This window comes from Pseudoalteromonas ulvae UL12, assembly GCF_014925405.1.
In the GTDB taxonomy this organism is placed as follows: Bacteria; Pseudomonadota; Gammaproteobacteria; order Enterobacterales; family Alteromonadaceae; genus Pseudoalteromonas; species Pseudoalteromonas ulvae.
Genome location: NZ_AQHJ01000027.1, coordinates 294,281 through 321,127 on the forward strand (window position 1 = coordinate 294,281; position 26,847 = coordinate 321,127).

At 43.2% G+C, this 26,847-nt stretch carries 22 protein-coding genes; 11 read left to right on the plus strand and 11 right to left on the minus strand.

The window, feature by feature from the left end; translation table 11 throughout:
• Positions 1-106 precede the first annotated feature (106 nt).
• The 4 genes from PULV_RS09415 to PULV_RS09430 all read right to left on the minus strand — a co-directional run bounded on the left by PULV_RS09415 (position 107) and on the right by PULV_RS09430 (position 2,870).
• Positions 107-385, minus strand: a complete 279-nt coding sequence (locus tag PULV_RS09415; RefSeq protein WP_086743806.1) for a YfcL family protein — start codon at positions 383-385, stop codon at positions 107-109.
• Positions 382-1,512 carry an ATP-NAD kinase family protein gene (locus PULV_RS09420; protein WP_193331557.1) on the minus strand — a complete coding sequence of 377 codons (1,131 nt, stop codon included), beginning with the start codon at positions 1,510-1,512 and terminating at the stop codon, positions 382-384. The genes PULV_RS09415 and PULV_RS09420 overlap by 4 nt, the downstream gene beginning before the upstream one ends.
• Entirely contained in the window at positions 1,502-2,071 is a 570-nt protein-coding gene (locus PULV_RS09425) for an elongation factor P hydroxylase (protein WP_086743808.1), read from the minus strand. The genes PULV_RS09420 and PULV_RS09425 overlap by 11 nt, the downstream gene beginning before the upstream one ends.
• A gap of 139 nt (positions 2,072-2,210) precedes the next feature.
• The gene (locus tag PULV_RS09430) at positions 2,211-2,870 is read right to left on the minus strand and encodes a glutathione S-transferase family protein (RefSeq protein WP_193331558.1); all 660 of its coding nucleotides are present in this window, start codon (positions 2,868-2,870) and stop codon (positions 2,211-2,213) included.
• Positions 2,871-2,980: 110 nt separating this feature from the next.
• Between PULV_RS09430 and PULV_RS09435 the strand changes: the two genes are divergently transcribed.
• Complete coding sequence (locus PULV_RS09435; protein ID WP_193331559.1) at positions 2,981-3,826, plus strand: LysR family transcriptional regulator; 846 nt, start codon at positions 2,981-2,983, stop codon at positions 3,824-3,826.
• 51 nt (positions 3,827-3,877) lie between these two features.
• Here the strand turns inward: PULV_RS09435 and aroC are convergent, their stop codons facing one another.
• Together aroC and prmB are read right to left on the minus strand one after the other, a co-directional pair.
• Positions 3,878-4,978 (minus strand): chorismate synthase, encoded by a 1,101-nt coding sequence (aroC, locus tag PULV_RS09440; protein ID WP_086743811.1) that lies wholly within the window; start codon positions 4,976-4,978, stop codon positions 3,878-3,880.
• Positions 4,979-5,065: 87 nt separating this feature from the next.
• Complete coding sequence (prmB, locus tag PULV_RS09445; RefSeq protein ID WP_193331560.1) at positions 5,066-6,001, minus strand: 50S ribosomal protein L3 N(5)-glutamine methyltransferase; 936 nt, start codon at positions 5,999-6,001, stop codon at positions 5,066-5,068.
• Positions 6,002-6,114: 113 nt separating this feature from the next.
• Between prmB and smrB the strand changes: the two genes are divergently transcribed.
• Entirely contained in the window at positions 6,115-6,660 is a 546-nt protein-coding gene (smrB, locus tag PULV_RS09450; RefSeq protein WP_193331561.1) for an endonuclease SmrB, read from the plus strand.
• A gap of 110 nt (positions 6,661-6,770) precedes the next feature.
• Here the strand turns inward: smrB and PULV_RS09455 are convergent, their stop codons facing one another.
• Complete coding sequence (locus PULV_RS09455; RefSeq protein ID WP_176365167.1) at positions 6,771-9,548, minus strand: M16 family metallopeptidase; 2,778 nt, start codon at positions 9,546-9,548, stop codon at positions 6,771-6,773.
• A gap of 144 nt (positions 9,549-9,692) precedes the next feature.
• On the minus strand, positions 9,693-10,175 hold the full coding sequence (sixA, locus tag PULV_RS09460; protein WP_086743814.1) for a phosphohistidine phosphatase SixA: 483 nt from the start codon (positions 10,173-10,175) through the stop codon (positions 9,693-9,695).
• Between the two features lie 188 nt (positions 10,176-10,363).
• Here sixA and PULV_RS09465 point away from each other — a divergent pair, with 188 nt between their 5' ends.
• Positions 10,364-13,084, plus strand: a complete 2,721-nt coding sequence (locus PULV_RS09465) for an insulinase family protein (RefSeq protein WP_193331562.1) — start codon at positions 10,364-10,366, stop codon at positions 13,082-13,084.
• A 58-nt stretch (positions 13,085-13,142) separates the two neighbouring features.
• Entirely contained in the window at positions 13,143-15,380 is a 2,238-nt protein-coding gene (locus tag PULV_RS09470) for an EAL domain-containing protein (RefSeq protein WP_086743816.1), read from the plus strand.
• Positions 15,381-15,391: 11 nt separating this feature from the next.
• Here the strand turns inward: PULV_RS09470 and PULV_RS09475 are convergent, their stop codons facing one another.
• The 3 genes from PULV_RS09475 to fadI form a co-directional block, all read right to left on the minus strand.
• Positions 15,392-15,583 carry a hypothetical protein gene (locus PULV_RS09475; protein ID WP_086743817.1) on the minus strand — a complete coding sequence of 64 codons (192 nt, stop codon included), beginning with the start codon at positions 15,581-15,583 and terminating at the stop codon, positions 15,392-15,394.
• Positions 15,584-15,723: 140 nt separating this feature from the next.
• The gene (gene fadJ, locus PULV_RS09480) at positions 15,724-17,826 is read right to left on the minus strand and encodes a fatty acid oxidation complex subunit alpha FadJ (protein WP_086743818.1); all 2,103 of its coding nucleotides are present in this window, start codon (positions 17,824-17,826) and stop codon (positions 15,724-15,726) included.
• A complete protein-coding gene (fadI, locus tag PULV_RS09485) occupies positions 17,826-19,136 on the minus strand; it encodes an acetyl-CoA C-acyltransferase FadI (protein WP_086743819.1) in 1,311 nt (436 codons plus the stop codon). Before fadI ends, fadJ begins: the two co-directional genes overlap by 1 nt.
• Before the next feature lie 387 nt (positions 19,137-19,523).
• Between fadI and PULV_RS09490 the strand changes: the two genes are divergently transcribed.
• The 7 genes from PULV_RS09490 to PULV_RS09520 all read left to right on the plus strand — a co-directional run bounded on the left by PULV_RS09490 (position 19,524) and on the right by PULV_RS09520 (position 26,824).
• Positions 19,524-19,772, plus strand: coding sequence for a hypothetical protein (locus PULV_RS09490; RefSeq protein ID WP_086743820.1), 249 nt, complete (start codon positions 19,524-19,526; stop codon positions 19,770-19,772).
• Between the two features lie 224 nt (positions 19,773-19,996).
• Positions 19,997-20,953: an AAA family ATPase gene (locus tag PULV_RS09495; RefSeq protein WP_193331563.1), complete on the plus strand. Its 957-nt coding sequence runs from the start codon at positions 19,997-19,999 to the stop codon at positions 20,951-20,953.
• Positions 20,954-21,033: 80 nt separating this feature from the next.
• Complete coding sequence (locus PULV_RS09500) at positions 21,034-21,909, plus strand: DUF58 domain-containing protein (RefSeq protein WP_086744009.1); 876 nt, start codon at positions 21,034-21,036, stop codon at positions 21,907-21,909.
• Positions 21,906-22,364, plus strand: a complete 459-nt coding sequence (locus tag PULV_RS09505) for a DUF4381 domain-containing protein (RefSeq protein ID WP_193331565.1) — start codon at positions 21,906-21,908, stop codon at positions 22,362-22,364. The genes PULV_RS09500 and PULV_RS09505 overlap by 4 nt, the downstream gene beginning before the upstream one ends.
• Positions 22,357-23,340 (plus strand): vWA domain-containing protein, encoded by a 984-nt coding sequence (locus PULV_RS09510; RefSeq protein ID WP_193331566.1) that lies wholly within the window; start codon positions 22,357-22,359, stop codon positions 23,338-23,340. Before PULV_RS09505 ends, PULV_RS09510 begins: the two co-directional genes overlap by 8 nt.
• On the plus strand, positions 23,340-25,205 hold the full coding sequence (locus tag PULV_RS09515; RefSeq protein ID WP_193331567.1) for a vWA domain-containing protein: 1,866 nt from the start codon (positions 23,340-23,342) through the stop codon (positions 25,203-25,205). The genes PULV_RS09510 and PULV_RS09515 overlap by 1 nt, the downstream gene beginning before the upstream one ends.
• On the plus strand, positions 25,199-26,824 hold the full coding sequence (locus PULV_RS09520) for a BatD family protein (protein WP_193331568.1): 1,626 nt from the start codon (positions 25,199-25,201) through the stop codon (positions 26,822-26,824). The genes PULV_RS09515 and PULV_RS09520 overlap by 7 nt, the downstream gene beginning before the upstream one ends.
• The last annotated feature ends 23 nt before the right edge of the window (positions 26,825-26,847 follow it).

The window sequence follows — 26,847 nt, forward strand, 5'->3', positions numbered from 1 at the left end:
ATTAATTTTTAGAGACTATTTATCAATAGCTTGTATTATTTTTTATTCGCAAAGAAAGGGAGAAATCAAGCCAGAAGCAGGCCAAAGCCTACTTCTGTCGGATGGACTATTCTGCGAGCGCTTTAACTTGCTCCCAAATTGTCACAACGTGCACTTTGTCTTCGTCGGTTAATTCACCGTCACGGTAGGCTTTGACTAAGCTTTTTTCTACTTTCTCATTGAGTTCGTCAGCACTTAGGGCTAGCTCTTCAACTTGCGCATATCCAACCGCTAAATCAAAGTGGCCACGTAAATACCCCCCGGCAAACAATTCATCATCATTGGCTTTTTCAACCAACTGGTCAAAAAAATGTTGCGCTTGTTCTACATACTCTAAATACGTCATTTGTTTTCCTCAATGTGCCCCACGCGATACAACACGTGGTCATTAAATCCGGTTGTTACATTCATGTAGCCACTAAGCGCATCGTCAAGCTCACTGTCACCGGTATCGGCAATCAGAGGGCGACCGTTTAGTGCCTGTAATTTAGTTTTTGTAGCCACGACGATGATATTGTCTCTGCCGATGGCTTGGATGAGTGCAGGACTAAGCTGCTGATTGCCACGGCCAAAAATGTGCCCTTGCCCACCAATCAAAGTGATGACTAATTTTGTCGGTTTGTTGGCAACATAATCAAGGAGTTGTTGAGCAGTTAAATCACTGGCTATCAACTGCTGATCGTCGACTAAGTCAACGCCTAGCAAGGTATTCTCTAAGCCCATTTCGGCCATAATAGCGCCGACGGTCGAACCTGAGCCCATAATGTATTGCCAGTCTTCATCCATTTCTGAGACAACATACGCCGCAATATCTGCGAGCACTAATTCATCCGTTTCCTTACCGCCATTTTTTACCGCTTGCACATAACGAAGCTCTGTCGGCACTTTCATTTCACCATAACGTTTCGCTTTAACGGTACCGGCCCGAAACGCTTCTTCATCAATGTCCATCACATCCGCTTCGCCAAGTGTTACCAGCTCGCCTTTGACTAACAGTTCGACCACGCGCCCTGCCGCTTTTGGGGTAATTGCATACACACCCGAATGAATTTTGCAGCCTGCAGGAATACCCAGTACTGGCAAGGTATCGTCGATAATATGGCAAATATTACGCGCTGTACCATCGCCTCCTGCAAACAGTAATAAGTCAACGCCTTGCGCTTTAAGGATCTGCGCGGCTTGCTCAGTATCATCGGGGCAGGTTGGCGTGCCCGCTTGATAAATCACTTGGCAGCTAAACCCTAGCTCAGTTGCTAAACGCTCCCCCATCTCGCCACTTACCGTTAGCACTTCAATCTGTGACTGATAAGGGATTAATTGCTCAAGCGCTGCTTTTGTACGAATATTAGCTTTTGGCTCAGCACCTAACGCAATGGCTTGTGCAGCCGTTTGGGCACCATCGCTCCCTTTGAGAGCAACCGAACCACCTAAACCCGCGACAGGGTTAATAATCAAACCTAATTTAAATTTCATGACATGCTTCTTGTGGTTGAATCGTCAAATCATCGTGCCAAGTAAACTGGCTGACTTTCATCGGCCAAGGGGTACCATAAAAGTGTGCTAACACACGCAAAAAAGCCTCAGTACGTGCGTTGAGACCCTGCTGTAATAAATACATAACACGTTGATATACTTCTCGCTGAAAACTGACGCGACAGGGCTGAACACCATTTAAGTTGTCACAGGAAACATTGAATTTAAATCCTGCAGCTGCACACAATAGCCATTCTATCGCTTGCGGTTTGACTTCAACAGTTTGAAATGCAACTTGCTGCTGTTCATCGCGGCCATCCGGACAATACCAGTAACCATAATCTTCCTGCAACCGACGTTGCTCTCCCGCCACCAGCCAGTGCGCAATCTCATGTAAGGCTGACGCAAAATAACCATGAGCAAACACAATTTGATGAAATGAGCAGCTTTGATCAGCGGGCAAATAAATCGGTTCGTCTTGCCCTTTTATGAGCCGAGTTTGATGGCTGGCAAAAAAAGTCTCGTCAAAAAGAGACATTAAATCAGTGATGTGATGCATACAATAGCTTTACGGCGCTGCTTTAGTGAGGGTGGCAAATTTAAGTGAGCCGATTGTACGGATTTTTGCGCTTAAAGTAAAAGCACTGTGTGAATAGCTTATGCTAAACACACAGTGAATTGAGTGACCGCAGCCAAGTTTAGATTTCGACCCCAGCTTCATCGATAGCAACAATTTGTGTTTCTTGTAAAGCGGCGTCTATCCAACGGTTTAAATCTGGGCAAGCAAGTACATGCTTCATGTACGCTTGACTGGGCGCTGACATTTCAATTGCGTAGGTGATTAAGCGCATCACGACCGGCGCAAACATCATGTCTGTAATGGACCATTGGCCAAATAACCAGCTCCCTTTATCTGTGCTTTGAGTGGCTTGCATACATTGACTAAAAATATCGTCAATCCGTGCGATGTCTTTTTTGGCTGTGCTGGATAACTCAACCATACGTTTAGCGCGAATGTTCATAGGCATTTCATTTCGTAATGCCATAAAACCAGAGTGCATTTCACACGCTAAAGCTCTCGCTTTAGCTCGCTGAGCGGGTTCTTGCGGCCAACCACTGCCATTTAAATACGTTTCGTTGATATATTCACAAATAGCCAACGAATCCCAGACCGTTACATCGCCATCCACTAAAGTCGGTACTTTTAATGTCGGAGTGACTTGCTTAAGCGCCTGATAAAAGTGTTCAGTATCAAGTTCAAGTTGGGTTTCTTCAAATGAGATACCTGATTTTGCTAACATTAACCAGGCTCGAAGTGACCAGCTCGAATAGTTTTTATTACCTATATACAATTGCATTATCGATTCCTTTGATTGATTACTCAGATAAAATAAGGCATTTTTATCCTTATAACTAACTGATAATTTTTATAACACCCATTCGATATTCGAATAGGTTAAAGGGCAATATGGATTTAGAAGCACTACGCAGCTTACTTGCATTTGTCGAAACGGGCAGCTTTACTCGTGCAGCCTTGCAAGTGCATCGCAGTCAATCAGCTGTGAGTATGCAGATGAAAAAGCTTGAATCTGACGTAGGCCAGCGCTTATTCGTCAAACAAGGCCGTGACTTAACACTCACACAAGCAGGTTTAGCTTTAGCCCGCCAAGCCCATGCATTAGTGCAATTACATGATAAAACGCTAAAGGAGCTAAAAAGTAATCAACACAATACCGTGTTACGTTTGGGGTGCCCTGATGACTATGCGCAGACTATTTTACCCAAATTGGTCGACTTATTACGCCAACACATCAACCCCCTTGATCTTCAAGTAAGTTGCGCTTCAAGTTCTTTGATCCGCCACCAACTCGATTGTGGTCAACTCGATGCTGCAATTTTAACCCGATCTCCAGGCTCTGAAGAAGGCCACTTTTTACAGAGCAGCCAAGGCGCATGGTTTAAACATGTTGATTTTGAAGTTGATCAGCAGCAAGCGCTGCCTATCGTGGTCTTTCAACGTGATTGCAAATTTCATCAAACAGCCATTGAAGGGCTGATTAAACTCAATCAACCTTTTGAAGTCATTGCACATTGCGGCAGTGCAGTGGCTTTAAATGGCCTCGTCGCACAAGGGTTAGCCATTGGTGCAATGGCCCAAATCAGCAATATGCAACAGCTTGTTGCTATTTCTGCACCCTATTTACCCATATTACCGGCCATCACGATTGTGCTTGCAACCAATCAGTTTTCTCACAATCCGATGACCCCTCAATTAGCACAGCAGCTCAGTGCAGCGTTTCAACACACTGAATAATCGACATAAAAAAAAGCGTTCACTGAACGCTTTTTTACTCAATAAACGATATTAACCGACCGAACCAGGGATCGGGCCATGAGCTAAATTCACATGCGGATTTTGGCCACGTTGACGCAGTAAATGATCCATTAATGTGATTGCCAACATCGCTTCGGCTATCGGAATTGCCCGGATCCCTACGCAAGGATCGTGGCGGCCTTTAGTGATCATTTCCACTGATTCATTACTGGTATTAATGCTGTTACCGGTAATCGTAATGCTCGAGGTTGGTTTAAGGGCAATAGACGCAATAATATCTTGGCCGGTTGAAATACCCGCCAAGGTGCCACCAGCATGATTAGAGGTAAAACCTTGTGGGGTGAGTTCATCGCGGTGTTCAGAACCTTTTTGCTCAACCACGGCAAAACCATCTCCAATCTCAACGCCTTTGACAGCATTAATACTCATCAAAGAATGGGCAATTTCCGCGTCAAGGCGATCAAACACAGGCTCACCTAGCCCAACTGGGACACCGGTGGCAACGACCATTACTTTTGCACCAATCGAATCACCGGACTTTTTAAGGTCACGCATGTACTCATCTAAAGCATCAATTTTGCTCGGATCAGGGAAGAAAAATAAGTTGTTTTCAACTTCAGACCAATTAAACTCTTCAGCCTTTATCGGGCCGAGTTGACTTAAACAAGCTTTAACTTCAACACCATGAAACTGCTTTAAATATTTTTTAGCAATGGCCCCTGCGGCCACCCGAATTGCGGTTTCTCTGGCCGACGAACGACCTCCACCACGATAATCTCGGATCCCATATTTATGCCAATAACTGTAATCACCATGGCCAGGTCGAAATACGTCTTTAATTTTGCCGTAATCTTGAGAGCGCTGATCAGTATTTTCAATCAATAAACCAATACTGGTCCCTGTGGTTTTACCTTCAAATACACCCGACAACAGCTTGATTTGATCGGCCTCACGGCGCTGGGTGGTATAACGACTTTGCCCCGGTTTACGTCGATCAAGATCGACTTGTAAATCGGCTTCAGTTATCTCAAGCCCAGCAGGACACCCATCGACGACTCCGCCCAAAGCAACCCCATGGCTTTCACCAAAGGTGCTGACGCGAAACAGCTGCCCTATACTATTACCTGCCATTTTTTACCTCATTCCAAAAAATGTCATTACCAGAAACCCACCTTGTTTGAAGCAAGGGGACGAAAAATCTCTCTTTTGCTACATCGATTAATCTTCGATGCTGCGAACAAGCGCTTGTTTAGAAATCACAAATACGCCTAAACCGCCTTTATCAAAATCAATCCATTCAAATTCAGCATTGGGATAAATTTCTTCCATGTGTACCATAGAATTCCCTACTTCAACAAATAACAATCCGTTATCAGTTAGATGCTCTGCTGCACCTGCTAAAATCTTACGGGTCACATCTAGACCATCAAAGCCTGATGCCAGTCCCAACTCTGGCTCATGATGAAACTCACTGGGTAAGTCAGCCATATCTTCAGCATCAACATACGGCGGATTGGCAATAATTAAATCGTACTTTTGCCCTTCAACCCCACTGAACACATCTGATTGAATAGGGAAAACACGATCTTCAAGTTGGTAATCGCTAATATTAATATCAGCAACATCCAGTGCATCAGTTGAAATATCAACAGCATCAACCTGCGCCTCATCGAACTTTTCTGCTAACGCAATCGCAATACACGCAGAGCCTGTGCACATATCCAAAATGCGGTGCACATCTTGCTCTTGCGCTAACCATGGCGAAAAGCGCTTTTCGATTAGCTCCGCAAAAGGAGAACGAGGGATCAACACTCGCTCATCAACATAAAAGGGAGAGCCCGCAAACCATGCCTGATTGGTTAAATAAGCAACCGGTGTGCGGTTGTTAACACGCTCAGCAATGACTTCGGCTAACATCATTTTTTCTGAGCGAGTTAAGCGAGTAAGCACTAACTCTTTTGGTGTATCAATTGGCAATGATAAGGTCGGTAAAATTAAGCTAACGGCTTCATCCCACGCGTTGTCGGTACCATGACCAAAAAACAACCCTGCAGCAGAGAACTGACTCGCACTCCAACGTAACCAGTCATTGATGGTTTCAAGGTCGCTGATCGCTTCTTCAAATTGATGGGCGGCAATAAATTGTTCTGTCATGGTCAATACACTTAAAATAGCTATGAATTAGGGGCCTATTGTAGCGTCAAAAAGCAATCCCTAGGTACTCATTCACCTCGATTTTTTAATTTTTTTTGTTTACACTGCGCGCTATGAAAAAACCCACCCCACTTAACGATGATGATTTGGCGCTCTTTCGCCAAGAATTAGGCCAAACTCGTGCCTTTGTCCAAGACAAAGCGCATTTCTCGCGCCCGCAGAAAAAAAAGGCGATCACTCGTCACTCAGAGCAAACCAAGCTTGAACAAGCTGAATTTTTCTTCTCTGATGAATACGAGCCCGATATCGACGGCCAAAAAGTGCTGTCTTACGTCAAAGCCGGTCACAATAGCTTTTTAGCCAAACAGTTACGCCGTGGTGAATATACCCCTGAGCTAATTTTAGATTTACATGGTTTAAATAAAGAAGACAGCAAGGCAGAATTAATTGCGTTAATCAATGCCTGTAAAAAACAGCATGTGCAATGCGCCAGTATTATGCATGGTATTGGTGAGCGCGTTCTAAAAAATAAGATCCCACATTATTTAGTGCAACACCCTGATGTCATTGCGATGCATCAGGCTCCTCTAGAATGGGGAGGCAAAAGTGCCATTTTGATTTTAGTGGATTTACACCTTCCCCACGATCCTAAGTATTAAGAGTTTTGGAGATCAGAACTTGGGGATTAAAAGAGCTGACTATCATCATCCGCATTAAATAAGCAAAAAAAACCACCTACGAACGAGGTGGTTTTTTACATTTTAAATGCTTATTTTGCGTCTAGGTAAGTAATTTCACCTAAGTTAAGTGACTCTATTTGCGCTTTGATTTTCGCAACATCACCCACTATCACCCACGTTAGTTGCTCATCATTAATTAAGTCTTTGGCTTGTTGCTGCACACGCGCTAACTCAATTGCTTGCACTTTGCTTGCATATTGCTCAAGGTACTTTTCATCTCGCCCTTTGTCATATGCATCTGATAATGCACTTAACAATGACCATTTTTTCTCATAGCTGCCAGGGATTTTGGCTACTTTATTGCTCACTACTTTTGCTAACTCTTCAGGCTTAGCAGCGTCATTGCCAGTATAGCCATTAAGCTCTTTTAAGATTTCAGCAATTGACTCTTTGGTTTTATCTGTTTGCACTGGAGCATAAACAAAGAATGGTGATTGACCTTCATTGTTGAACATCGCTGAACGCGCACCATATGACCAGCCTTTGTCTTCACGTAAATTCATATTCAAACGTGAGGTAAAGCTACCACCAATAATGGTATTCATTAAATTAAGCGTAATATCTTGGTCTGCACTTAATTCACTGCGATCAGGACCAAGTAATCCTGCAACAATCAATGATTGAGGCGAGTCAGGTTTATCAAGCACAAACACTCGCGGTTTACTTGGTAAAGCCACTTTTGCTAACTGCTTTTTAGGCTTCATTGATTTGGGCGTTTTCCATCCACTCAACGACGTGTTTAAGGTACTTGTCAGCTCAGCCATAGTGATATCACCTACAACCACTAAACGTGCATTATCTGGGCGTAACCACTGAGCAGTATGCGCAACTAAATCTTCACGGGTGAAGCTCTTAACGGTTTGCTCTGTACCCGAACCCGTTAGTGGTTGGCTATAAGCATGATTATCACCGTATAACAGCGGTGGTAAAATGCGCAGTGCATTGCTCATAGGACGGGCTTTTTCTTTGTTAATGCCATCGAGTGCAAGGCTGCGCACGCGCTCAATATCGCTCTCGTTAAATGCAGGGTTGAGCAATACATCAGAGAACAGTTCAGCACTGCGCTGCCAATTCACTTTCATCGCCGACAAGCTTAGGTTTGAGCTGTCTAAACTTGCGCCAGCAAAAATACCTGCACCTATCGTTTCTAGTTCTGCCGCAAGTTCTAAACTAGACAACGAAGTTGTGCCCTCTTTTAGCATGCCCATCGCAAAATCGGCCAGACCGGCTTTATCACCAGGAGTCGCAGTGTAACCCGCATCAAAGCTCAATTGCATATTAACCGTTGGTGTGTCTGTACGACGCGCTAAAATGACTTCAAGGCCATTATTGAGCGTCGCTTTTTCAACTTCAGGTAATACAAGTTTCGGTAACGTGGTTACTTCTGGTACTGCTGAACGATCTGCGCTCACGTCACTGTGGCTTAGCGTTTCAAATGGTGTAATCGTCAGTACAAAATCGCCGTCGGTTAACCAACGCTCGCCCGCTGCTTTGACATCTTCAGGACGCGCAGCGTTTTGAATACTTTGCTGCTTTTTATAAAAAACCGGATCGTTGTGATACACCATACCTGACGCTAATACGTCTGATTTACCACCAAAGCCACCGACTCCTTCAACACTTTTAACCCAGCTAGCTGCGTTTGAAAATTTAATGCGGTTTAGCTCTTCAATCGTTGGGCCATCGGCAATTAAACGCGCAAGTTCTTCATCAATAATGGCTTCAATCTCAGCCATATCTTGACCATTAAGTGCATCGGCACCAATTAAAATTTGGCCAGCCATCACACGAGCATAATTAAATGCGAATACACTTGATGCTTTTTGCTCTTGATAAACAAGACGTTGATAAAGACGGCTGTTTTTCCCACCCGCTAACACATCGGCAAATAACGACAGGTATTCACCGTCTTTTGAGCCTAGCTCTGCGGTATTCCACACTTTCACTAAACGCGGATTAGGCACACGGTCTTGCATCGACATACGCTTAGTGCCAGTGCGTTTGGCTATCCACGTATCAGTTTGAGCAACTGGTTTACCTGGTTTGATGTCAGCAAAATATTGATTGGCTTTGGCTTTCGCTGTTTCTAGGTCAATATCGCCCGCCATAACAAGCACTGCGTTATTTGGACCGTAATAATCTTTAAACCACTGGTGAACATCATCTAATGAGGCGGCATTGAGATCTTCCATCGACCCAATCACTGACCAAGAGTAAGGGTGCCCTTGTGGGAAGGTATTTTCCGAGACCGCTCCCCACATTTTGCCGTAAGGCTGTGACTCACCTTGACGCTTCTCGTTTTGTACAACACCTCGTTGCTCATCAAGTTTTTCTTGCGTGATGGCCCCCAATAGGTGACCCATACGGTCTGATTCCATCCATAAAGCCATATCTAACGCTGAGGTCGGAACATTTTGGAAATAATTAGTACGATCGCTGTTTGTCGTACCGTTTTGCTCAGTCGCTCCAGCACGTTCAAATGGGCCAAAATATTCATCATCATAGTTTTCACTACCGTTGAACATTAAGTGTTCAAATAAATGAGCAAACCCTGTTTTACCAAGTTTTTCATGCTTTGAACCCACTTTATACCAAACATTAACTGCGACAATGGGCGCCTTTTTATCTGTATGCACAACCACAGTTAAGCCATTATCTAATTTGAAGCTTTCATAATTGATATCGACTGTTGGAATCGCAACGCCCGCAGTTTGAGAAGTTGGGTTTGAAGGTGTAGTGGTTGAGTTACAACCTACTAATGCAAGAGAAACAGCCACCGCGATGGCGCTGAGCATATTTTTTTTCATTATTGTCCCTTAAAAATGACTTTTTTCGTTTGAATACTTTCAAGGGATATAAAATAGTAATTTGGTATGAATATCAACGATTTTAAAGCAAAAATTGTAAACAATCGTACAAGCCTAGTGCCAGATGAGACGACAATAAGAACGTTATGATTGCCTGGTTTTTGGTGAGTTGATCCCCACTAAAGAACCTGATAATCGGCTTTCATCTAAATGGATTTCTGCAATCGCAGCCGTATTAAAAATTGGCATTTTGCCACTGCATAGCTGATCAACTAAATAACTCACTAGAGGCATATGCGAGACGACTAACCAGGTTTTGCATTCAGGGTGCATCTGCACTAATGCCAGTAGATAGTCTGCAGCGAATTGCGCGCATGACTCAGGGGTAAAATCAGCACTGGTTTCTTCGAATTTGATCTCTGTGTGTCGACGCTTAATTTGCTCAGCCGTCTGCTGGGCGCGAAGATATGGGCTGACTACTAATGCGTCGATAGAGGGAGTCCATAAACTTAAGTTGACCGCCATCTCATCGGCTTCATCGAATCCGCTTTCAGTTAAGCTACGATTAAAATCATCCGCTTTCATCGCTTCAGCTTCACCATGACGCATAATAAAAATTTTATACATTGCAGTCTTAACCATTTAAGAACAAAAAGATTTTGGGAACACTATAGCTATTATCAGTACAACTCGGCTATATTTATATTCACTTTTTAATTTCGACATTCAGGCAAGCTTGTTTTTGATTTAAGTTGTCTTCTTTCCTGAACCTAAACATTGCCTCACATTAGATGGGTCATCACTAGGAGCAGCATTTGAATATCAGTCGCAATGATAACAGAACTTACCACCCACTAACACTGGACAATGGTCTAAAAGTGTTGCTGATCCAAGATATGCACAGCGAAAAAGCCGCAGCTTCACTAACGGTGAATGCTGGCCACTTTGATGATCCTGACCATCGCCAAGGCCTCGCTCACTTTCTTGAACACATGCTTTTTTTAGGCACTGATCGCCACCCAGAACCCGGCATCCTCTCACAATTTACCAGCCAACATGGTGGAAGTTGTAATGCCTGGACGGGCACTGAACACTCAAGCTATTTTTTCGAAATCGACAACCCCTTTTTTTATCAGGCCCTTGAGATTTTTAGTCGCTTTTTTATCGCCCCACTCATTACAGAACAAGCCACCACTAAAGAGCGCAGCGCCATTGACGCCGAATTTAAATTAAAACTTAAAGACGATAGTCGGCGCATTTATCAAGTTCATAAAGAAACAGCGAACCCAGCTCATCCTTTTGCCAAATTTTCTGTCGGAAATAAAGAAACATTGAATGATACCGACACGTCAATTTGTCATGAAATCCGAGATTTTTTTGAACAACATTATCGTGCCGGATATATGACGCTGGCTATTTGCAGCCCTATCGATGTCGCGGAACAAGTGGTGTGGGTCCGTAATTTATTTGCCGAAATCTCACCTGCAGATAACGCTAAGCCCGTAATAGAAGCGCCGCTCTATTTACCACAACATTTAGGCAAATTTATTGTTATTGAGCCTCATAAACACATGCAAAAGCTGATTATTAGTTTTGCGATGCCCAATATCGATGAGTTTTACCGACATAAATCCGTGAGTTTTTTAGCGCATATCCTCGGCTACGAAGGCAAAGGGTCGTTATACAGCGTACTTAAACAACGCGGCTGGATTAACGGGCTTTCGGCTGGAGGAGGAATTAATGGCAGTAATTTTAAAGACTTTAACTTTAGCATTAACCTCACCGATGAAGGGGCGAATCATTATTTAGATATCGTTGAGAGTGTGTTTGCTTTTTTGCAATTGTTACACGATCCCGCGACCGATTTTTCTCGTTTATATCAAGACAAAAAAACACTGCTCGACATCGCATTTGATAATCAAGAGAAGTCTCGATTACTTGACTGGATTAGTGGCCTCAGTGCAAATATGCACCATTATCCAGAAATTGAATATATCAGTGGTGATTTTCTGATGGATGGCTTCAACAGCGATCACTGGCAATGCCTACTTGGCTGGCTTGAACCGCACAATATGCGTGTTGTGTTAATTGACCCAAGTGTTAGCACCAATCAAACCACGGCTTGGTACCATACACCTTATGCGATTGAAGACTTAGATGCGACTTGGCTCAAGCAGCTCAGTACGATTACTCATCCTCACCCTGACATGGCATTACCTGCCATTAATCCATATTTATCCAAAGCGGCAACATTACACGATTTAGAGCCAAGCCCTGCATTACCGATTAAGATCCATGATGAAGTTGGCTTTGATTTTTGGTTTAAACAAGATCACACCTATCGAGTCGCAAAAGGACACTTTTATTTAGCCATCGATTCTGAATTAGCAGTTAAAGATATTCATCATATGGCGATGACTCGCCTGTTGGCTGATTTATTCATGGATAAGGTTGCCGAGGAGTTTTATCCTGCAGAGCTTGCCGGTCTAAGCTACCAATTAACCACACATCAAGGTGGGCTGACCCTGCACACTTCAGGACTTTCGGCCAATCAGTGTGATTTAGTGGATAAGCTACTTGCCCACTTATATCAATGTGAGTTTAGCCCTCTGCGGTTTGCTGAATATAAAAAGCAATTGTGCCGCCATTGGCTCAGTGGCAACCACAATAAACCCGTAAGCCAATTATTTAGTCAGCTAAGCTCGACGCTTTTACCGTGGAACCCGACGCCTGAAGCACTAGCCGAGGCACTCGCTACTTGTAGTTTTGCCCAGTTTGAATATTTCTGTCAGGAGCTATTAAGTAAAATCCACCTTCAAGCACTCCTACATGGTAACTGGCAACGTGAAGATGCCCAGCAGTTTGTATCTGTACTAAAAACCCGAACACAGTCCAGTGACACCATGCCTGATTTAACCCGCCCATTGGTGACGGTGACGCAAGCGCAAGTTAAACATCAGATACTACACCATGCCGATCATGCTTTAGTGGTCTATTTCCAAGCCCAGACAGAGTCTGTCGACGAAAAAGTCTCTTTAATGTGTCTAAATCACATTATTAGTCAGGACTATTTTCAGTATATGCGAACAGATAAACAATTGGGTTATTTAGTTGGCACTGGGTACGCACCACTTAATAGCCGCGCTGGCATCGCCCTGTATGTTCAATCACCAACAAATCCCAGTGATGACCTGCTCGCTCACCATGATCAGTTTACTCAGCAATACTATAAACGAATTCAATCTCTTTCAGAGCAAGATTGGCATCAAATAAAAATGGGATTAATGACCCAAATAATGGAAAAAGATAAAAATTTGCGGGTGCGCTCTCAGCGGTATTGGCTTAGTTTGAACAATCAAGATTTCAAATTTAACATGCAAGCCAGATTACAAACTAGCCTAAGTCATTTGACTCAAAGTACGTTGGCTGACTTTTGCCAGCAATTATTTAGCGAAAATAGCGTAAAAACGGTGCTATTATCAGCACAAAATGAAAAAGTTACTCAAACCACTACAAAGCTGTCAAAGTCTCTTTGACAGCTAATCTCATTTGCATTAGTGTAATCGGGCTGAAGTTAACATTTTGTAAAGTAGTATGCAGTCAAATACAAAAAAAGCTGTTGTTATAGCCTCTGGAATTCTAAGTTTTTTCACCTCTTCATGTGTCATTGCCCATGAAGTGCTATTTAGTGAATCGAGCTATTTTTTACCTTTATCATTAATTTCATTACTCCTACCTTTATCACTGTTTGTTATTTTTAAGTTAATACGCTCTCAACGTAAATTACGGATCTCTGAAGACAGATTAAAAAGTAGCTTTTTAGGCAGTGGTGACACGTTATGGGATTGGAATATTGTCAGTGGCGAATTAACCCGCATGAATGACGGCCAATTTATTGAACAAGATAAAAACGCCACCACCCCCCCTAACCGTAAAAACATCCACCCCAGTGATTTACCTCGGGTTGAACTATTACTCAAACAACACTTCTCTGGGCACACCGCGTTTTTCGAAGCAAGCTATCGCACAAAAGACAACTTAGGTCGTTGGCGATGGGTGCTTGACCGAGGCAAAGTCATCGAAACAGATTCGAATTTGAAACCGACTCGTATGACAGGCACAGTCAAAGATATCAGCCGCATAAAAACCACAGAAGAGCGCCTCAATTTATTCGCAAAATGTGTGGAAAATTTAAGTGATGCTATTGCGATTTGCGATCGCAATTTCAAAGTGATTGATGTAAACCCAAGCTTTGTTACTTTTTTTGGTAAAAAAAGAGAGCTCTATATCAACACCCCTTTTAGTTTGCATGGCTACAAACCTGCCTATGTTGAAAAGCTCAAAACCCTATTAATTGAAAAAGGGCATTGGCAAGAAGAACTCAAATTGCCCGATGCAAAAAATGAATTGATGCCAATCGATTTATCGATAGACGTAGTGAAAAATAATAATGGTCAAGTCACACATTTTGTCGTGTTATATTCTGATATTAGTGAGCGCAAGCAAGCTGAATCTGAATTACAACGCCTCTCAAATCGCGATCGTCTGACCGGACTGCCCAATCGAAATCAGTTTTTCACTAACCTTAAAAAACTCGCAACACAAAAATCGCATCATGCACTTCTTGTCTTCGATTTAGATAACTTCAAAAAAATTAACGACTCTCTGGGTCATCAGTTAGGGGATATGTTGCTGTGTCGCTTAGCCAATCGCTTAACCAAATTAACCCGCCAGCAAGATAGCTTTTATCGTTTGGGCGGCGATGAGTTCGCTCTCGTGATGGTGGGCACTAATGATATTCATAAAATCACCACCACTGCCAAAGAGTTCTTACAAGAAATCACTAACCCTTTTCATATGTCTGGTCATGAACTAGTGATTACCTCCAGTGTTGGGGTGGTGTTGTTTCCTGAAGATGGCAATACACCTGAAATTTTGCTCAAAAATGCAGATACCGCGATGTATCACGCCAAGCAACAAGGTAACCGTTATTTATTCTTCAACGACACCATGAATCGCCAAGCCGTTAAGCGCCTACAAATAGAAAACTTAATGAGATTTGGCTTAAAAGAAGATCACTTCTGTGTCTTTTATCAGCCTAAAATGAATACCGAAACTGGCGAACTCGTCGGAATGGAAGCTTTAGTGCGCTTTATCACACCAAACAAAGGGCTCATCAGCCCTGCGCAATTTATTCCTATCGCTGAAGAAACCGGGCAAATTATCGAAATTGGTGAAGTCGTGTTAGATAAAGCGTGTGCCGATGTGAAACGTTGGCTCAACCAAGGTTTATTTAGTGGTCGCGTCGCCGTTAATTTATCAGCCAAGCAGTTCGCTTTGCCAGATCTCACCGCGCGGATTGATGCAATTTTACAAAAACATGCGCTCCCGTCTTATTTCCTAGAGCTTGAAATCACAGAAGGCACCGTCATGGATGATCCTAAAGAAGCCATTGCGATCATGAAATCGCTGAGTGCGCGCGGGATACATTTAGCCATTGATGATTTCGGGACGGGTTATTCATCATTAGCCTATTTAAAACAATTTCCGCTCAATACCTTAAAAGTTGATAAAGCATTTGTTGATGATATGGCTACAGAACGCGGACGTAACATGGTCGACTCAATTGTGACTATCGCCCATAACTTAGATTTATCTGTCGTCGCTGAAGGCGTTGAATATGCAGAGCAAGTCGATATTCTCAGCGAGCTTAATTGTGAAACCATCCAAGGTTACTACTATTCAAAACCGCTTTCAGCAGAGCACTTTGAAGAGTTTTTAGCGAAACAGCAAGGGCGACAAACCAACAAACTGACTTTAGTAAAAAGCTAAACGGTTTGCTATTAAGCGCGTAATAAACTGCGGTTATCGCCCAATTGACGTAACCATGCCCGGCGATAATGCACATTAAACAAACACCATGCCATGGGCCCGCATAAGCCTCCTAACAGGCACCATCTTTTAGCTGGCATGCCTTTTTTGACGGCCAAAATATACAGCCACAACGCACATAACCCACTTAACACAATTACCATACAGCCCTACTTCATATTGTTTATAATACACAACGCCCCAAAAAGGGGCGGCGTATTATAAACAAAAAAGGCTAAAAAATACACTTCCGTATATTTTTTAGCCTAATGCTATTATTTCAATAAGATTTATCTATAACTAATTAATAATAAACCGTTTTATTTTCAGCCATTGTCACTAACGCCTCGGCTGGCGTAAAGGCAGTATTTTTTTCAGCGAAAGTAGCCAAACGTGACGCTAACTGCGCGGCACCTAATTTATCCATATAACTGAAAGGTCCACCTAAAAATGGCGGGAAACCAATACCAAAAATAGCGCCGATATCACCATCTCGTGCACTGGCGATAATGCCTTCATCTAAGCAGCGAGCGGCTTCATTAAGCATTTGGCTTACACATCGCTCGGCGATTTCTTCTTTGTTCAGTTTCGGTGAAACTGAAATACCTAATAAGTCATAAATCGACTCATCCACTTTTTTATCTTTTGCGCCGTATAAGTAGAAACCTTTCCCTGTTTTACGTCCTAAGCGTTTTGCTGCAATTAACTTATTAAATGCATCTGGCGCTTTAAATCGCTCTCCGAGTTCATTTTCTAAAATAGGCGCTATTTTTGATCCAATATCAATTCCCACTTCATCAAGAAGCGTTAATGGACCAACTGGGAAACCAAACTCAACCAATGCTTGGTCAATCTTTTCGATTGGCTCACCGGCTAACAGTAAGTTCGCCGCTTCATTAACGTAAGGCGCCAAAATACGGTTAACATAAAAACCCGCTTTATCTTTAACAACGATTGGGGTTTTTCCCTGTTTACGTGCAAAGCTGACAACTTTAGCAATCACTTGCTCACTAGTGCCTGCGTGAGGGATCACCTCAACTAAAGGCATTTTCTCAACAGGAGAAAAATAGTGTAGCCCGATTACATTTTCTGGTCGGGCCGCTTTTTCAGCAATTTGATGAATAGGCAATGACGAGGTGTTACTCGCAAAAATCGTCTGTTCATTGGTATTGGCTTCAATGTCAGCGACCATCGATTGTTTAAGTGATAAATCTTCAAACACCGCTTCAATGGCGATTTGCGTATGTTTAAAGCCGCTGTAATCTGTCACACCCGTAATACGGTTCATTTGCAGCTGTAATTCAGCCGAGGATAAAATACGACGCTTTTGCTTTTTAGATAAAATCTTATAGCTATAATTGAGCGCCTTACTAACACCTTCTGAGGCTACATCTTTGATTCTCACGCGCGCAGATGCTTTACAAGCACTGACATGAGCAATCCCTGCGCCCATTAAGCCGCCCCCTAACACTGCAACATGGCTGATCGAAGATTTGTCTTCAACTTGCCATTCTTTTTTCATTTCTGTAGTGGCAAAAAAGATCCCACGAAGTGCTTTAGACTGAGAGCTCATACATAAGTCTGCAAAGCCGTCCGCTTCCACTTGGTAAGCGCGCTGGCTATCCATTTCAACACTTGCACGGATCGCCTTGATAATCGCATAAGGAGCAGGATAATGACCGCCCGTCTTTTTAGTCACATTATCAGCTGCTTTTTTGAAGATAATGTTACGACCAAACGGGTTGCCTTCTAACAACTGACTAACACGATCAAGTTTAGGCTTAACAGACTTCACTTTACCTTTAAGCGCCTGCTTAAGCGCAGCTGTTAATAAAATGCTTTGTGGTACACATTGATTAACCAAACCCGCTTTTAGCGCTTGTTTCGCGCGTACTTGTTTGCCTGTTAACGTCCACTCAAGTGCTTTTTGAATACCAACAAGTTTAGGCAAACGTTGTGTACCGCCACCACCAGGCAATAATCCAAGTTGTACTTCAGGTAGTCCTAGTTTGGTAATATCTGCATCAGAACACACGCGATAATCACACGCTAACGCAAACTCAAGTCCACCGCCTAACGTCGCACCATGCAGCGCTGCAACTGTTGTAAATGGCATAGCAGCCATTTGTGCAAATACATCGTGGCACGTTTTTGATAAATAAAGTGCATCATCGCGAGTTTGTGCAGAATCAAGCATTTTAATATCCGCACCCGCAATAAAGTTATCCGCTTTACCGCTAATAAAAACGAGGCCTTTGACACGCTCTGAGGTTGCTTTTTGTAACACCTCATTCAGCTCATCAACAAAGCTCGCTCGCAATGTATTCATTTTCTCGCCAGGGACATCAATGGTCACTACTGCGATATCATTGTCTTTTAGTTCAAAATTAAATACTGAATCCGTCATTATTCTGCCTCCAAAACAAATGCTGCGCCTAATCCACCGGCCGCACATGCTGTTGTTAACGCTAAGCCACCACCGCGACGTTTAAGTTCATTTAAGCTTTGAGTAATTAAGCGGGCACCGGTTGCAGCAAATGGGTGACCGTAGGCTAATGAACCACCATTGACATTAAACTTAGCCATATCAATTGAGCCGATTGCTTTGCTTAAACCTAGTTGCTCTTTAGCAAACTTATCTGACTCAAACATTTTCATGTTGGCCAATGTTTGCGCCGCAAAGGCTTCATGCATTTCAATCAAATCTAAATCCGCTAAAGTAATCCCTGCACGTCTTAGTGCAATAGGTGTTGAATGCGCAGGCCCCATCAGCATATCTTCATGCACACCAATCGCGCTAAATGCGAAGCTGCGAACATACCCTAAAATATCATATCCTAAAGCTTTAGCCTTTGATTCGCTCATCATTAATACCGCTGCAGCACCATCGGTTAATGGGGTTGCATTGGCTGCCGTTACTGAACCATTTTGGCGATCAAATACTGGGCGTAATTTAGCATAACCTTCTAATGTAGAATTATGACGAATGTTATTATCTTGCTCCAAAAAGCCTTTATAAGGTGGTACGTGTGCTGTCATCACCTCATCTTTAAAGTAACCATCTGCCCATGCTTTACTTGCTAATGTGTGTGAACGATGTGCTAACGCATCTTGATCGGCACGGCTAATATTATGTGTTTTGGCCATTTGCTCGGCCGTTTGCCCCATCGATAACCCTGTTGAATATTCAGCCACGGCAGGTGGGACAGGTAACAAATCTTTTAAACGTAACTTTGAAAATATCTTTAGACGATCGCCCAAAGTACGCGCTTTATTCAAATCAACCAGTGAGCCAGCTAGCTTCTTGCTTACACCTATAGGTAAAACAGAAGAAGAATCAGCGCCACCAGCAATACCAACAGACACAGAGCCTGCAATAATAGACTCAGTCACATTGGCAATCGCTTGGAAGCTAGTTGCACAAGCTCTTGATACCGAATACGCGTCAATTCCCACTGGCATGCCAGTCCCTAGGACGATTTCACGGGCAATATTGGGCGCTTCTGGCATTTGAACCACTTGACCAAATACTAATTGATCGATCTCTTTGCGATCAAAGTTCAATCGTTCAAGCATTTCATTAACTACTAGCTTACCTAAATCCAATGCTGGAACATGGTGGAAGTTAGTTGCTTGTTTAGCGAATGGAGTACGAAGACCACTAACAATGGCAATTCGGTCGCCTTGGGCTGTTTTTAGATTTATTTGCTCAGACATAATTAATTCCTCTTGTTACAGGTCAGACCTGTTAATGTTGGTTTGATTCTAAACAACCCAGTTTTTTTTGCCAACCTTTGTTTTACCTAATTCGTGTTTTTAATGTGTAAAAAGAATGATTTCTTAATAACCAGCTAAGAGTTACTGAGTTTTTATGGTTGAAATTAGTACGAGATAAAAGCATTTTGCATCGCATCAAGCTGTTTAAAGCCTAGTCATTCTAAGCAAATACAACTCAACAATGAGAAAAATATCCCTATTCACCAGCCTACCACCCACTGCAGTGACAAATAATTACAATTGTTCACTTTTTTACCCTACTTCATCACACGTGATTCGGTAACAATTTCTTTAACTTACAACTTAGTTAATATCACAGGATAGCGTATGAACGTAAAACTGACGCAATATATTAAACAGCATTTAGGGCGTGAATGGAGCATGAAAAAAATAGAAGCGTTAACGGATGGAACGCTTAGCAAACGTACCGCCAACAATTGGTACAATGGTGACAAACGCCCTATCTTAGATTTAGTGCTCGACGGCATTAAGTATCAAGCATTACAACAAGCGAAGAGCCAAACAGTTGAAGGCTACCATGCCTTAAATCACAGTGAAGAGAAACAAAAAGCCTAAGTTCTCCCCTTTCATACTTAACAATAACTAAACGGGCTATTTCATCATCATAACTTTTCGGATCTCTCAATAAAAAACGACATTGGATGTTGTTTTTTATCTTAAAAGCCCCCATTTATTTTTCGTTACAACTTGTTTTCAATAAAAATGAACCTTATATCTACTGCGTAGTCTCAATGGGACAAAATGCTCCTAATCATAAGAACAAAGGATTTATTTTCGTTATGGCAGTTAACGCATTTCAACAATTACAAACTTATCTTGATACACAAATTATCGGCCAACCCGCTCTGACTCAGTCGCTGTTATTAGCCATTTTGGCTGATGGTCATTTATTAGTAGAAGGCCCTCCAGGCTTAGCTAAAACCCGCGCGGTAAACTCGTTAGCCAAAGGTGTGGAAGGCTCGTTTCAGCGAGTGCAATTTACACCAGACTTGCTCCCTGCAGACATCACAGGCACTGATATTTACCGCCAACAAACTAGCGAGTTTGTTTTTGAAGCAGGCCCATTATTTCACAACTTAATTTTGGCTGATGAAATCAACCGAGCGCCAGCAAAAGTGCAATCAGCGTTACTCGAAGCCATGGCAGAGCGACAAGTCACGGTAGGCAAAACCACCTATCCACTTCCTGAGCTATTTTTAGTCATGGCGACACAGAATCCGCTCGAGCAAGAAGGAACATATCCGTTACCCGAAGCGCAACTAGACCGCTTTTTATTGCATTTGAATATTGATTACCCCGATGCGCAAAGTGAACTTGAAATTTTGCGCCTGACCCGAGGTGAAGCACTCGCTGAAACCGCAGTCACCGCGCCTGAAATTTCTCAACAGATGTTATTCTCAGCACGAAAAGAAGTGCTAAAAATGCATTTAGCCGAGCCTCTAGAGCAATATTTAGTGCAACTCATTATGGCAACGCGTAATGCAGCTAAATTAGACCCAACCCTTGCAAGTTGGATCGAGTACGGGGCAAGTCCTCGTGCCACCATTGCTTTAGACAAATGTGCGCGTGCTCATGCCTGGCTGAGTGGCCGTGACTTTGTCGCACCAGATGATATTCAAGCGGTCTTTTTGAATGCCTTACGCCATCGCATCATTTTAAGCTACGAAGCACAAGCCGATGGCATCAGTAAAGATCAAGCATTACAGCGTATATTAGAACTCGTTGCAGTACCATAATCATGAGTGTGTCCAACAATTTAGTTTTGTGGTTGCAAACCTGTCACAGCAACGGGGTTAATTTATCTCTTAAAGAGCTAATGTATTACCGAGCAAAAGCGACACTGCTTAACTTGCAACCAAAAGCCCATATTAAGCATAAATTGGCAGGCCAATACCTCGCGCCCCACAAAGGCCGAGGCATGGAATTTGCCGAGGTACGGCATTACCAACAAGGTGATGACATTCGCTCGATTGATTGGCGGGTCACCGCACGAACAGGCCAAGCTCATACCAAACTCTATCAAGAGGAAAAAGAGCGTCCTGTGTTTATTTTTACCGATTTTAGCCAGTCGATGTTATTTGGTAGTCAGTTTGTTTTGAAGTCAATTCAGGCGGCGCAACTGAGCGCGCTGACGGCATGGTCGGCCATTAGTCGTGGAGATCGAGTGGGTGGTTTGGTGTTTAATCAACAACAACACTTTGAGCTCAAACCCGGTAGCCGACAAAATGCAGTGATGAATCTCTTTCATAACCTCTTAGCCAGCCATGAGCAAGCACTCACTTTGCCAGCACAAGAAGCAAACAGTGGCTTTAGAGATAATCTAAAGCGCTTGAATCAACTTGCTAAGCCCGGTTCGTTGGTATATTTGATTTCAGATTTTGTTCAGCTAGATGATGACGTACTGAAACAATTGCAATTACTGGCTCGCCATTGTGAGGTCATTGCTTGCCAAGTCTATGATCCATTTGAATTGGATTTAGCGCCCAGCGATCATCATGTCAAAGTGACTGCGGGTAGCCAGACGTTTGCCTTACCACTGGGTGATAAACAGTTTAAGCAACGCTTTACTAAACATGCCAATGAGCAACAACATCATCGCCTAAATGCACTGAAAAAAGCAGGTATTCACCCTGTTACCTTTAGTGCCGCAACCCCTTTAGAGCAACAGATATTAGGAAAAGCATCCTCATGACTGCCTCTGCATTAGATACTCTCGAACCCATTATTGCCCCAACGTCGGTTTCTTTTTGGCCGCTCACTCCCGCGTGGTGGGCTGTCATCGCCTTGACAGTGATTGTTATATTGGCAGGCTGTGCGTATTGGCGTTTAGTTTATAAACACAATCAGGCCAAACGAGAAGCGATAATACTGGCAAGCACACTCAACAACGAGGGTGCTGAGCACTTACAGCAACTCAATATGATTTTAAAACGCTTAGCTGCTCATTATTACGGAGCCGATAAAGCCTCCTGCCATTCTCAGCAATGGTGCGACTTTATACACTCAGCCTGTCGCGTCACCATTACCAACGAGCAACTGACGCATATTTACCACCCCAAGGTTGAACACAGTCACTATACACAGGTAAAACAGCTGCTGTCTCAAGCAATTAAACGTTTTAATACTCGAGGTGCAGCACATGTTTGAGTTTAGTTGGCCATGGGCTTTTTTAGCCTTACCGCTACCGTTTTTACTGCGCATGTTGGCAAAAGCAAAAATGGAGGATGTGACATTACGGATCCCCAGTTTTAATGCAAACCCTTTACTGAGCAGTACCACTAGCCACCAGCACAAGCGCCCCCACTCTCTGCTAATGTGGTTATTTTGGCTATGTTTATGCTTAGGTGCAGCGAATCCCAAATGGTTAGGTGAGCCAATCAGCCTGCCGAATGAAGGCCGCGATATCATGCTAGCCGTTGATTTATCAGGCTCTATGACTGAACAAGATATGGCCTACCAAGGTCGCTATGTTGATCGTTTGTCGATGGTCAAAGCGGTACTAAAAAACTTTATCGAACAGCGCCAAGGTGATCGCCTAGGGCTGATCTTATTTGGTGACACGGCTTTTTTACAAACACCACTGACTCGAGATTTAAATACGGTAAGCCAAATGCTTGATGAAGCGCAAATTGGTTTAGTCGGTCGTGCGACAGCTATTGGTGATGCACTTGGCCTCGCCGTAAAACGATTTTCTCAAAAGCAAGATAGCAACCGGATTTTAGTGTTGCTAACAGATGGCGAAAATACCGCGGGCAATTTAGCCCCAGAAGAAGCGTTATTACTGGCCCGAGAAGAAGGCATTAAAGTGTATACGGTTGGAGTCGGCTCCGATGGCAATAACCGTTTTGGTTTATTCGGGATGAACACAGGCTCTGCATTGGATGAAGGTTTATTAAAAACCATTGCCGATGATACCGGAGGTCTGTATTTTCGCGCCCGTGATGTAGCCAGTTTACAAAAAATCTATCAAGAGCTTGATAAACTTGAACCCATCGCGACCGACACTCAAACGTTTCGACCACAAACAGCCTTGTTTTTTTACCCATTGCTTGTCGCGCTGCTGATCTTAGCTCTTTCAAGTGCTAAACCCTATCTTCGCTTACCAAAACAGGAGGGTATTTAATGGACTTTGAATTTATCCGACCACAGTTACTGTGGCTTTTATTGCTGTTAATCCCCTTAGCTATCAGCATTTATCTGCGCCAACATCGAGTGAATCACAAGCAACCACTCATTGCCGCGCACTTAGCCCAGTTTGTTTTGACCTCTGGTGCACAACAGCAACGTCAATCACCCTGGTTATCGCTGTTGTTTGTGACTCTGGCCATCATAGCCGCAGCAGGACCAAGCTGGGAAAAGCAAGCCGTGCCAATCTATCAGGCTAAACAAGCCCGTGTATTGGTGATGGACATGTCATTATCTATGTTTAGCGCCGATATCAAACCTAATCGATTAAGCCAAGCGCGTTTTAAAGCCCTCGATATGGTTGAGCTATTTAATGAAGGCGAAACCGCACTTGTTGCCTACGCCGAAAACGCTTTTACTGTGTCGCCACTCACTACTGATGCGCAGACATTAGCTAATTTAATTCCAAGCTTAAGCCCTGAAATTATGCCAGGAAAAGGGTCTAATGTGATGGCAGGGTTAACCACAGCCAGTGAATTACTCACTCAAGCGGGTTATTTAAATGGTGATATCATCCTCGTGACCGATGGCATTGATAACGATGATTTATCATCAGTCCAAGAGTTTGCAAAAGGCACCGGCTACACATTGAGTATTTATGCGGTCGCGACTGAGCAAGGGGCACCAATCGAATTGCCAGAAGGCGGGTTTTTAAAAGATAGCTATGGTCAAATCGTGGTACCTAAGGCGCAATTTGCTTCAATGCGCGGTATCACCAAACGAAGCGGAGGCCATTTTTCTGCGTATACTGCCAGTAATGCTGATATTTCAGTTTTCGCCCAAGCGGACAACAACGCTGAGATCGGTGAAACAGACCAACAACATACACTTTCTCGTCTCGATGGCGGTGTCTATCTAATGCTGCTATTGGTGCCTTTAGCATTTTTATTAATTAAACAAAACCAGCTGTTGATTGGCTTGTGTGCATTATTAATTTTACCCACAGAGCAAGCCTATGCTGTTGAATGGTCATCTTTATGGAAAAATAACGATCAGCGCGCCCTAAGTGCCTATCAACAAGGGGATTTTAAACAAGCGCAAGATGCCAACACCCCAAATCTCAAAGGCTCAGCTTTTTATCAACAAGGCCAGTATGAGCAAGCGTTGACACAGTTTAGCCAAGATGATTCAGCAAATGGTTTATATAACCAAGGCAATGCCTTAGCAAAATTGGGCAAACTTCCCGAAGCAATTGAGAAGTATGAGCAAGCATTAACACTCGATCCCGACCTTGCTGCCGCTCAAAAAAATAAAGAGATAATCGAACAATTATTGCAACAACAGCAAGACAATCAATCCGAGCAACAAAACCAAAATAATGAGCAACAAGACGCTGACCAACAACAATCGGATCAACAGCAACAGTCTGATCAACAAAACGCTGACCAATCGAATTCAGACTCGTCAGATAATCAACAAGGCCAACAATCTGAGTCAGATCAGCAAAGTAAGAATGCAGATCAACAAAATAAACCAGAAATGTCAGCCGACCCTCAACAACAGCAAGAGCAACAAGCCGCCGCTGACGAGCAAAAAAGTGCAGACTCAAAACAAGAAGAGCAACAACAAGCTGTAGCGCCAAGCGAGCCACACACAGCTCAAGAAGGCGAGGAACAAACTCAGCAAGCGGCAGTTTCCGCTGAGCCTTTAACTGCTGAAGAACGTGAAAAAGCACAACAATTAAATCAGCTACTTAGAAAAGTGCCTGATGATCCTGCCATCTTATTACGCAACAAAATGCGACTTGAATATCAAAATCGTGGCCGTAACACTAGCCCACAAGGAGTTAAAAAATCATGGTAATGCGTTGTATTTTATTACTGATTATTATCTGCAGCCCAAGTGTATTTGCCCTCACTAAACTTGAAGCCTCTGTGAATAAAAACCCAGTCTTGCAAGGTGAGTATTTCGTTTTAACGATTCAGGCAGATGATAACGTGCAAGGTGCACAACCTGATACATCAGTTTTATTAAAAGATTTTGTTGTTGGCCCAACGAGTGTCAGTAGCCACACCAGTATTATAAATGGCAGCATCTCAAAGAAAACCACGTGGCAAGTGGAATTGATGTCACGTAAAAGTGGGCAATTTGCCATTCCTGCTTTTGAGATCAATGGCGTTAAATCGCAGCCTTACACCTTAACGGTGGTCAAACAAGATCTCGACCAGCAAAGCGATGATATTTTTATTAAAACCAGCATGACTCCTAATAGTCTTTATGTGCAACAAGCTGGGGTTTACAACGTTAAGCTGTATTTAGCCAAAGAGCTCAGGGATGGCCAATTAAGCGCGCCAATCATGGATAATGCGCAAATCTCGCAGCTCGGTAAACAAATTGAAAGCACTGAAATTATCAACGGTAAGCGCTATTTAGTGGTGAGCCGTGATTACTTAGTGCAACCACAAAAAAGCGGCGACTTTACCATTACCGCCCCATCATTTAATGGCCGAATACAAGAAAATTACCGCGCAATTGCTGCCTCTGCAGTCACAGAAGATACACTGTTAACGGTTAAATCGATTCCAGCCAATTATCAAGGCGATTGGTTACCGAGTGAAATGGTCTCATTGCATGAGCAATGGCAGCCTGAAGATACGCAAGTCGAAGTGGGCACCCCACTTACTCGCACAATTACTTTAACTGCATTAGGGATCACCAAAGAGCAACTACCTGAAATCACGCTTCCAGAGATTGCCGGGATCCGCACCTATCCCGACCAAGCTGAAAACAATCACAATGTGCGCGATGGTCGCGTGATTTCTCAGCGTGTTGAATCTATCGCATTATTACCTCAAAAGCCCGGAACCTACCAGCTTCCTGAGGTCAAAATTCCATGGTTTAATACTGTACTTAACCGTATAGAGTATGCAACGTTACCGAGTCGCACGTTAACCGTCGTTGCCTCGAGCAGCAGCCCAAGTGCATCCGTGCCTAACATCTCGCCTGAACAACCAGAAGTTCAACGCCCACAAAATAACACCATCACGGCTGAAGTATCCTCACTACAATGGGGGTTAATTGCCAGTGGCTACTTACTTTGGCTTATCACTTTGCTGCTGTGGTGGTTACAGCGTAATAAACGCCCGCAAGTAATTAAAACAGCAGTTCAAACGGACTCACAACTCAGCGATAAAGACGTGTTAGCACAACTGGCAACAGCGGTAAAATCAAACGATAATCGTGCATTTTATCAGCACACTTTAGCGCTCGCTAAGCTACGCTGTAACAATCAGTCAGCGTCATTAGATGACTTAGCCGCTCTGTACGGTAACCCTTCTTTGGCAGCACAACTCAATCAGTTGCAAGCAAGCTTATATGGAAATCAACAAGCAAACGTCGACTTAGCATCAATATTGGACACGCTTAAGTTAACTCCTTCAGCCCAACAATTACACGCATCTGCACTCAAACCTTTGTACTAATTGCGTTTTCATTTATTGTACTG

Excerpts from the sequence above, each read along its gene's own strand:
- PULV_RS09415 (WP_086743806.1), bottom strand. The coding sequence starts at position 385 with ATGACGTATTTAGAGTATGTAGAACAAGCGCAACATTTTTTTGACCAG.
- PULV_RS09420 (WP_193331557.1), bottom strand. The coding sequence starts at position 1,512 with ATGAAATTTAAATTAGGTTTGATTATTAACCCTGTCGCGGGTTTAGGT.
- PULV_RS09425 (WP_086743808.1), bottom strand. The coding sequence starts at position 2,071 with ATGCATCACATCACTGATTTAATGTCTCTTTTTGACGAGACTTTTTTT.
- PULV_RS09430 (WP_193331558.1), bottom strand. The coding sequence starts at position 2,870 with ATGCAATTGTATATAGGTAATAAAAACTATTCGAGCTGGTCACTTCGA.
- PULV_RS09435 (WP_193331559.1), top strand. The coding sequence starts at position 2,981 with ATGGATTTAGAAGCACTACGCAGCTTACTTGCATTTGTCGAAACGGGC.
- aroC (WP_086743811.1), bottom strand. The coding sequence starts at position 4,978 with ATGGCAGGTAATAGTATAGGGCAGCTGTTTCGCGTCAGCACCTTTGGT.
- prmB (WP_193331560.1), bottom strand. The coding sequence starts at position 6,001 with ATGACAGAACAATTTATTGCCGCCCATCAATTTGAAGAAGCGATCAGC.
- smrB (WP_193331561.1), top strand. The coding sequence starts at position 6,115 with ATGAAAAAACCCACCCCACTTAACGATGATGATTTGGCGCTCTTTCGC.
- PULV_RS09455 (WP_176365167.1), bottom strand. The coding sequence starts at position 9,548 with ATGAAAAAAAATATGCTCAGCGCCATCGCGGTGGCTGTTTCTCTTGCA.
- sixA (WP_086743814.1), bottom strand. The coding sequence starts at position 10,175 with ATGTATAAAATTTTTATTATGCGTCATGGTGAAGCTGAAGCGATGAAA.
- PULV_RS09470 (WP_086743816.1), top strand. The coding sequence starts at position 13,143 with ATGCAGTCAAATACAAAAAAAGCTGTTGTTATAGCCTCTGGAATTCTA.
- PULV_RS09475 (WP_086743817.1), bottom strand. The coding sequence starts at position 15,583 with ATGGTAATTGTGTTAAGTGGGTTATGTGCGTTGTGGCTGTATATTTTG.
- fadJ (WP_086743818.1), bottom strand. The coding sequence starts at position 17,826 with ATGACGGATTCAGTATTTAATTTTGAACTAAAAGACAATGATATCGCA.
- fadI (WP_086743819.1), bottom strand. The coding sequence starts at position 19,136 with ATGTCTGAGCAAATAAATCTAAAAACAGCCCAAGGCGACCGAATTGCC.
- PULV_RS09490 (WP_086743820.1), top strand. The coding sequence starts at position 19,524 with ATGAACGTAAAACTGACGCAATATATTAAACAGCATTTAGGGCGTGAA.
- PULV_RS09495 (WP_193331563.1), top strand. The coding sequence starts at position 19,997 with ATGGCAGTTAACGCATTTCAACAATTACAAACTTATCTTGATACACAA.
- PULV_RS09500 (WP_086744009.1), top strand. The coding sequence starts at position 21,034 with ATGTATTACCGAGCAAAAGCGACACTGCTTAACTTGCAACCAAAAGCC.
- PULV_RS09505 (WP_193331565.1), top strand. The coding sequence starts at position 21,906 with ATGACTGCCTCTGCATTAGATACTCTCGAACCCATTATTGCCCCAACG.
- PULV_RS09510 (WP_193331566.1), top strand. The coding sequence starts at position 22,357 with ATGTTTGAGTTTAGTTGGCCATGGGCTTTTTTAGCCTTACCGCTACCG.
- PULV_RS09515 (WP_193331567.1), top strand. The coding sequence starts at position 23,340 with ATGGACTTTGAATTTATCCGACCACAGTTACTGTGGCTTTTATTGCTG.
- PULV_RS09520 (WP_193331568.1), top strand. The coding sequence starts at position 25,199 with ATGGTAATGCGTTGTATTTTATTACTGATTATTATCTGCAGCCCAAGT.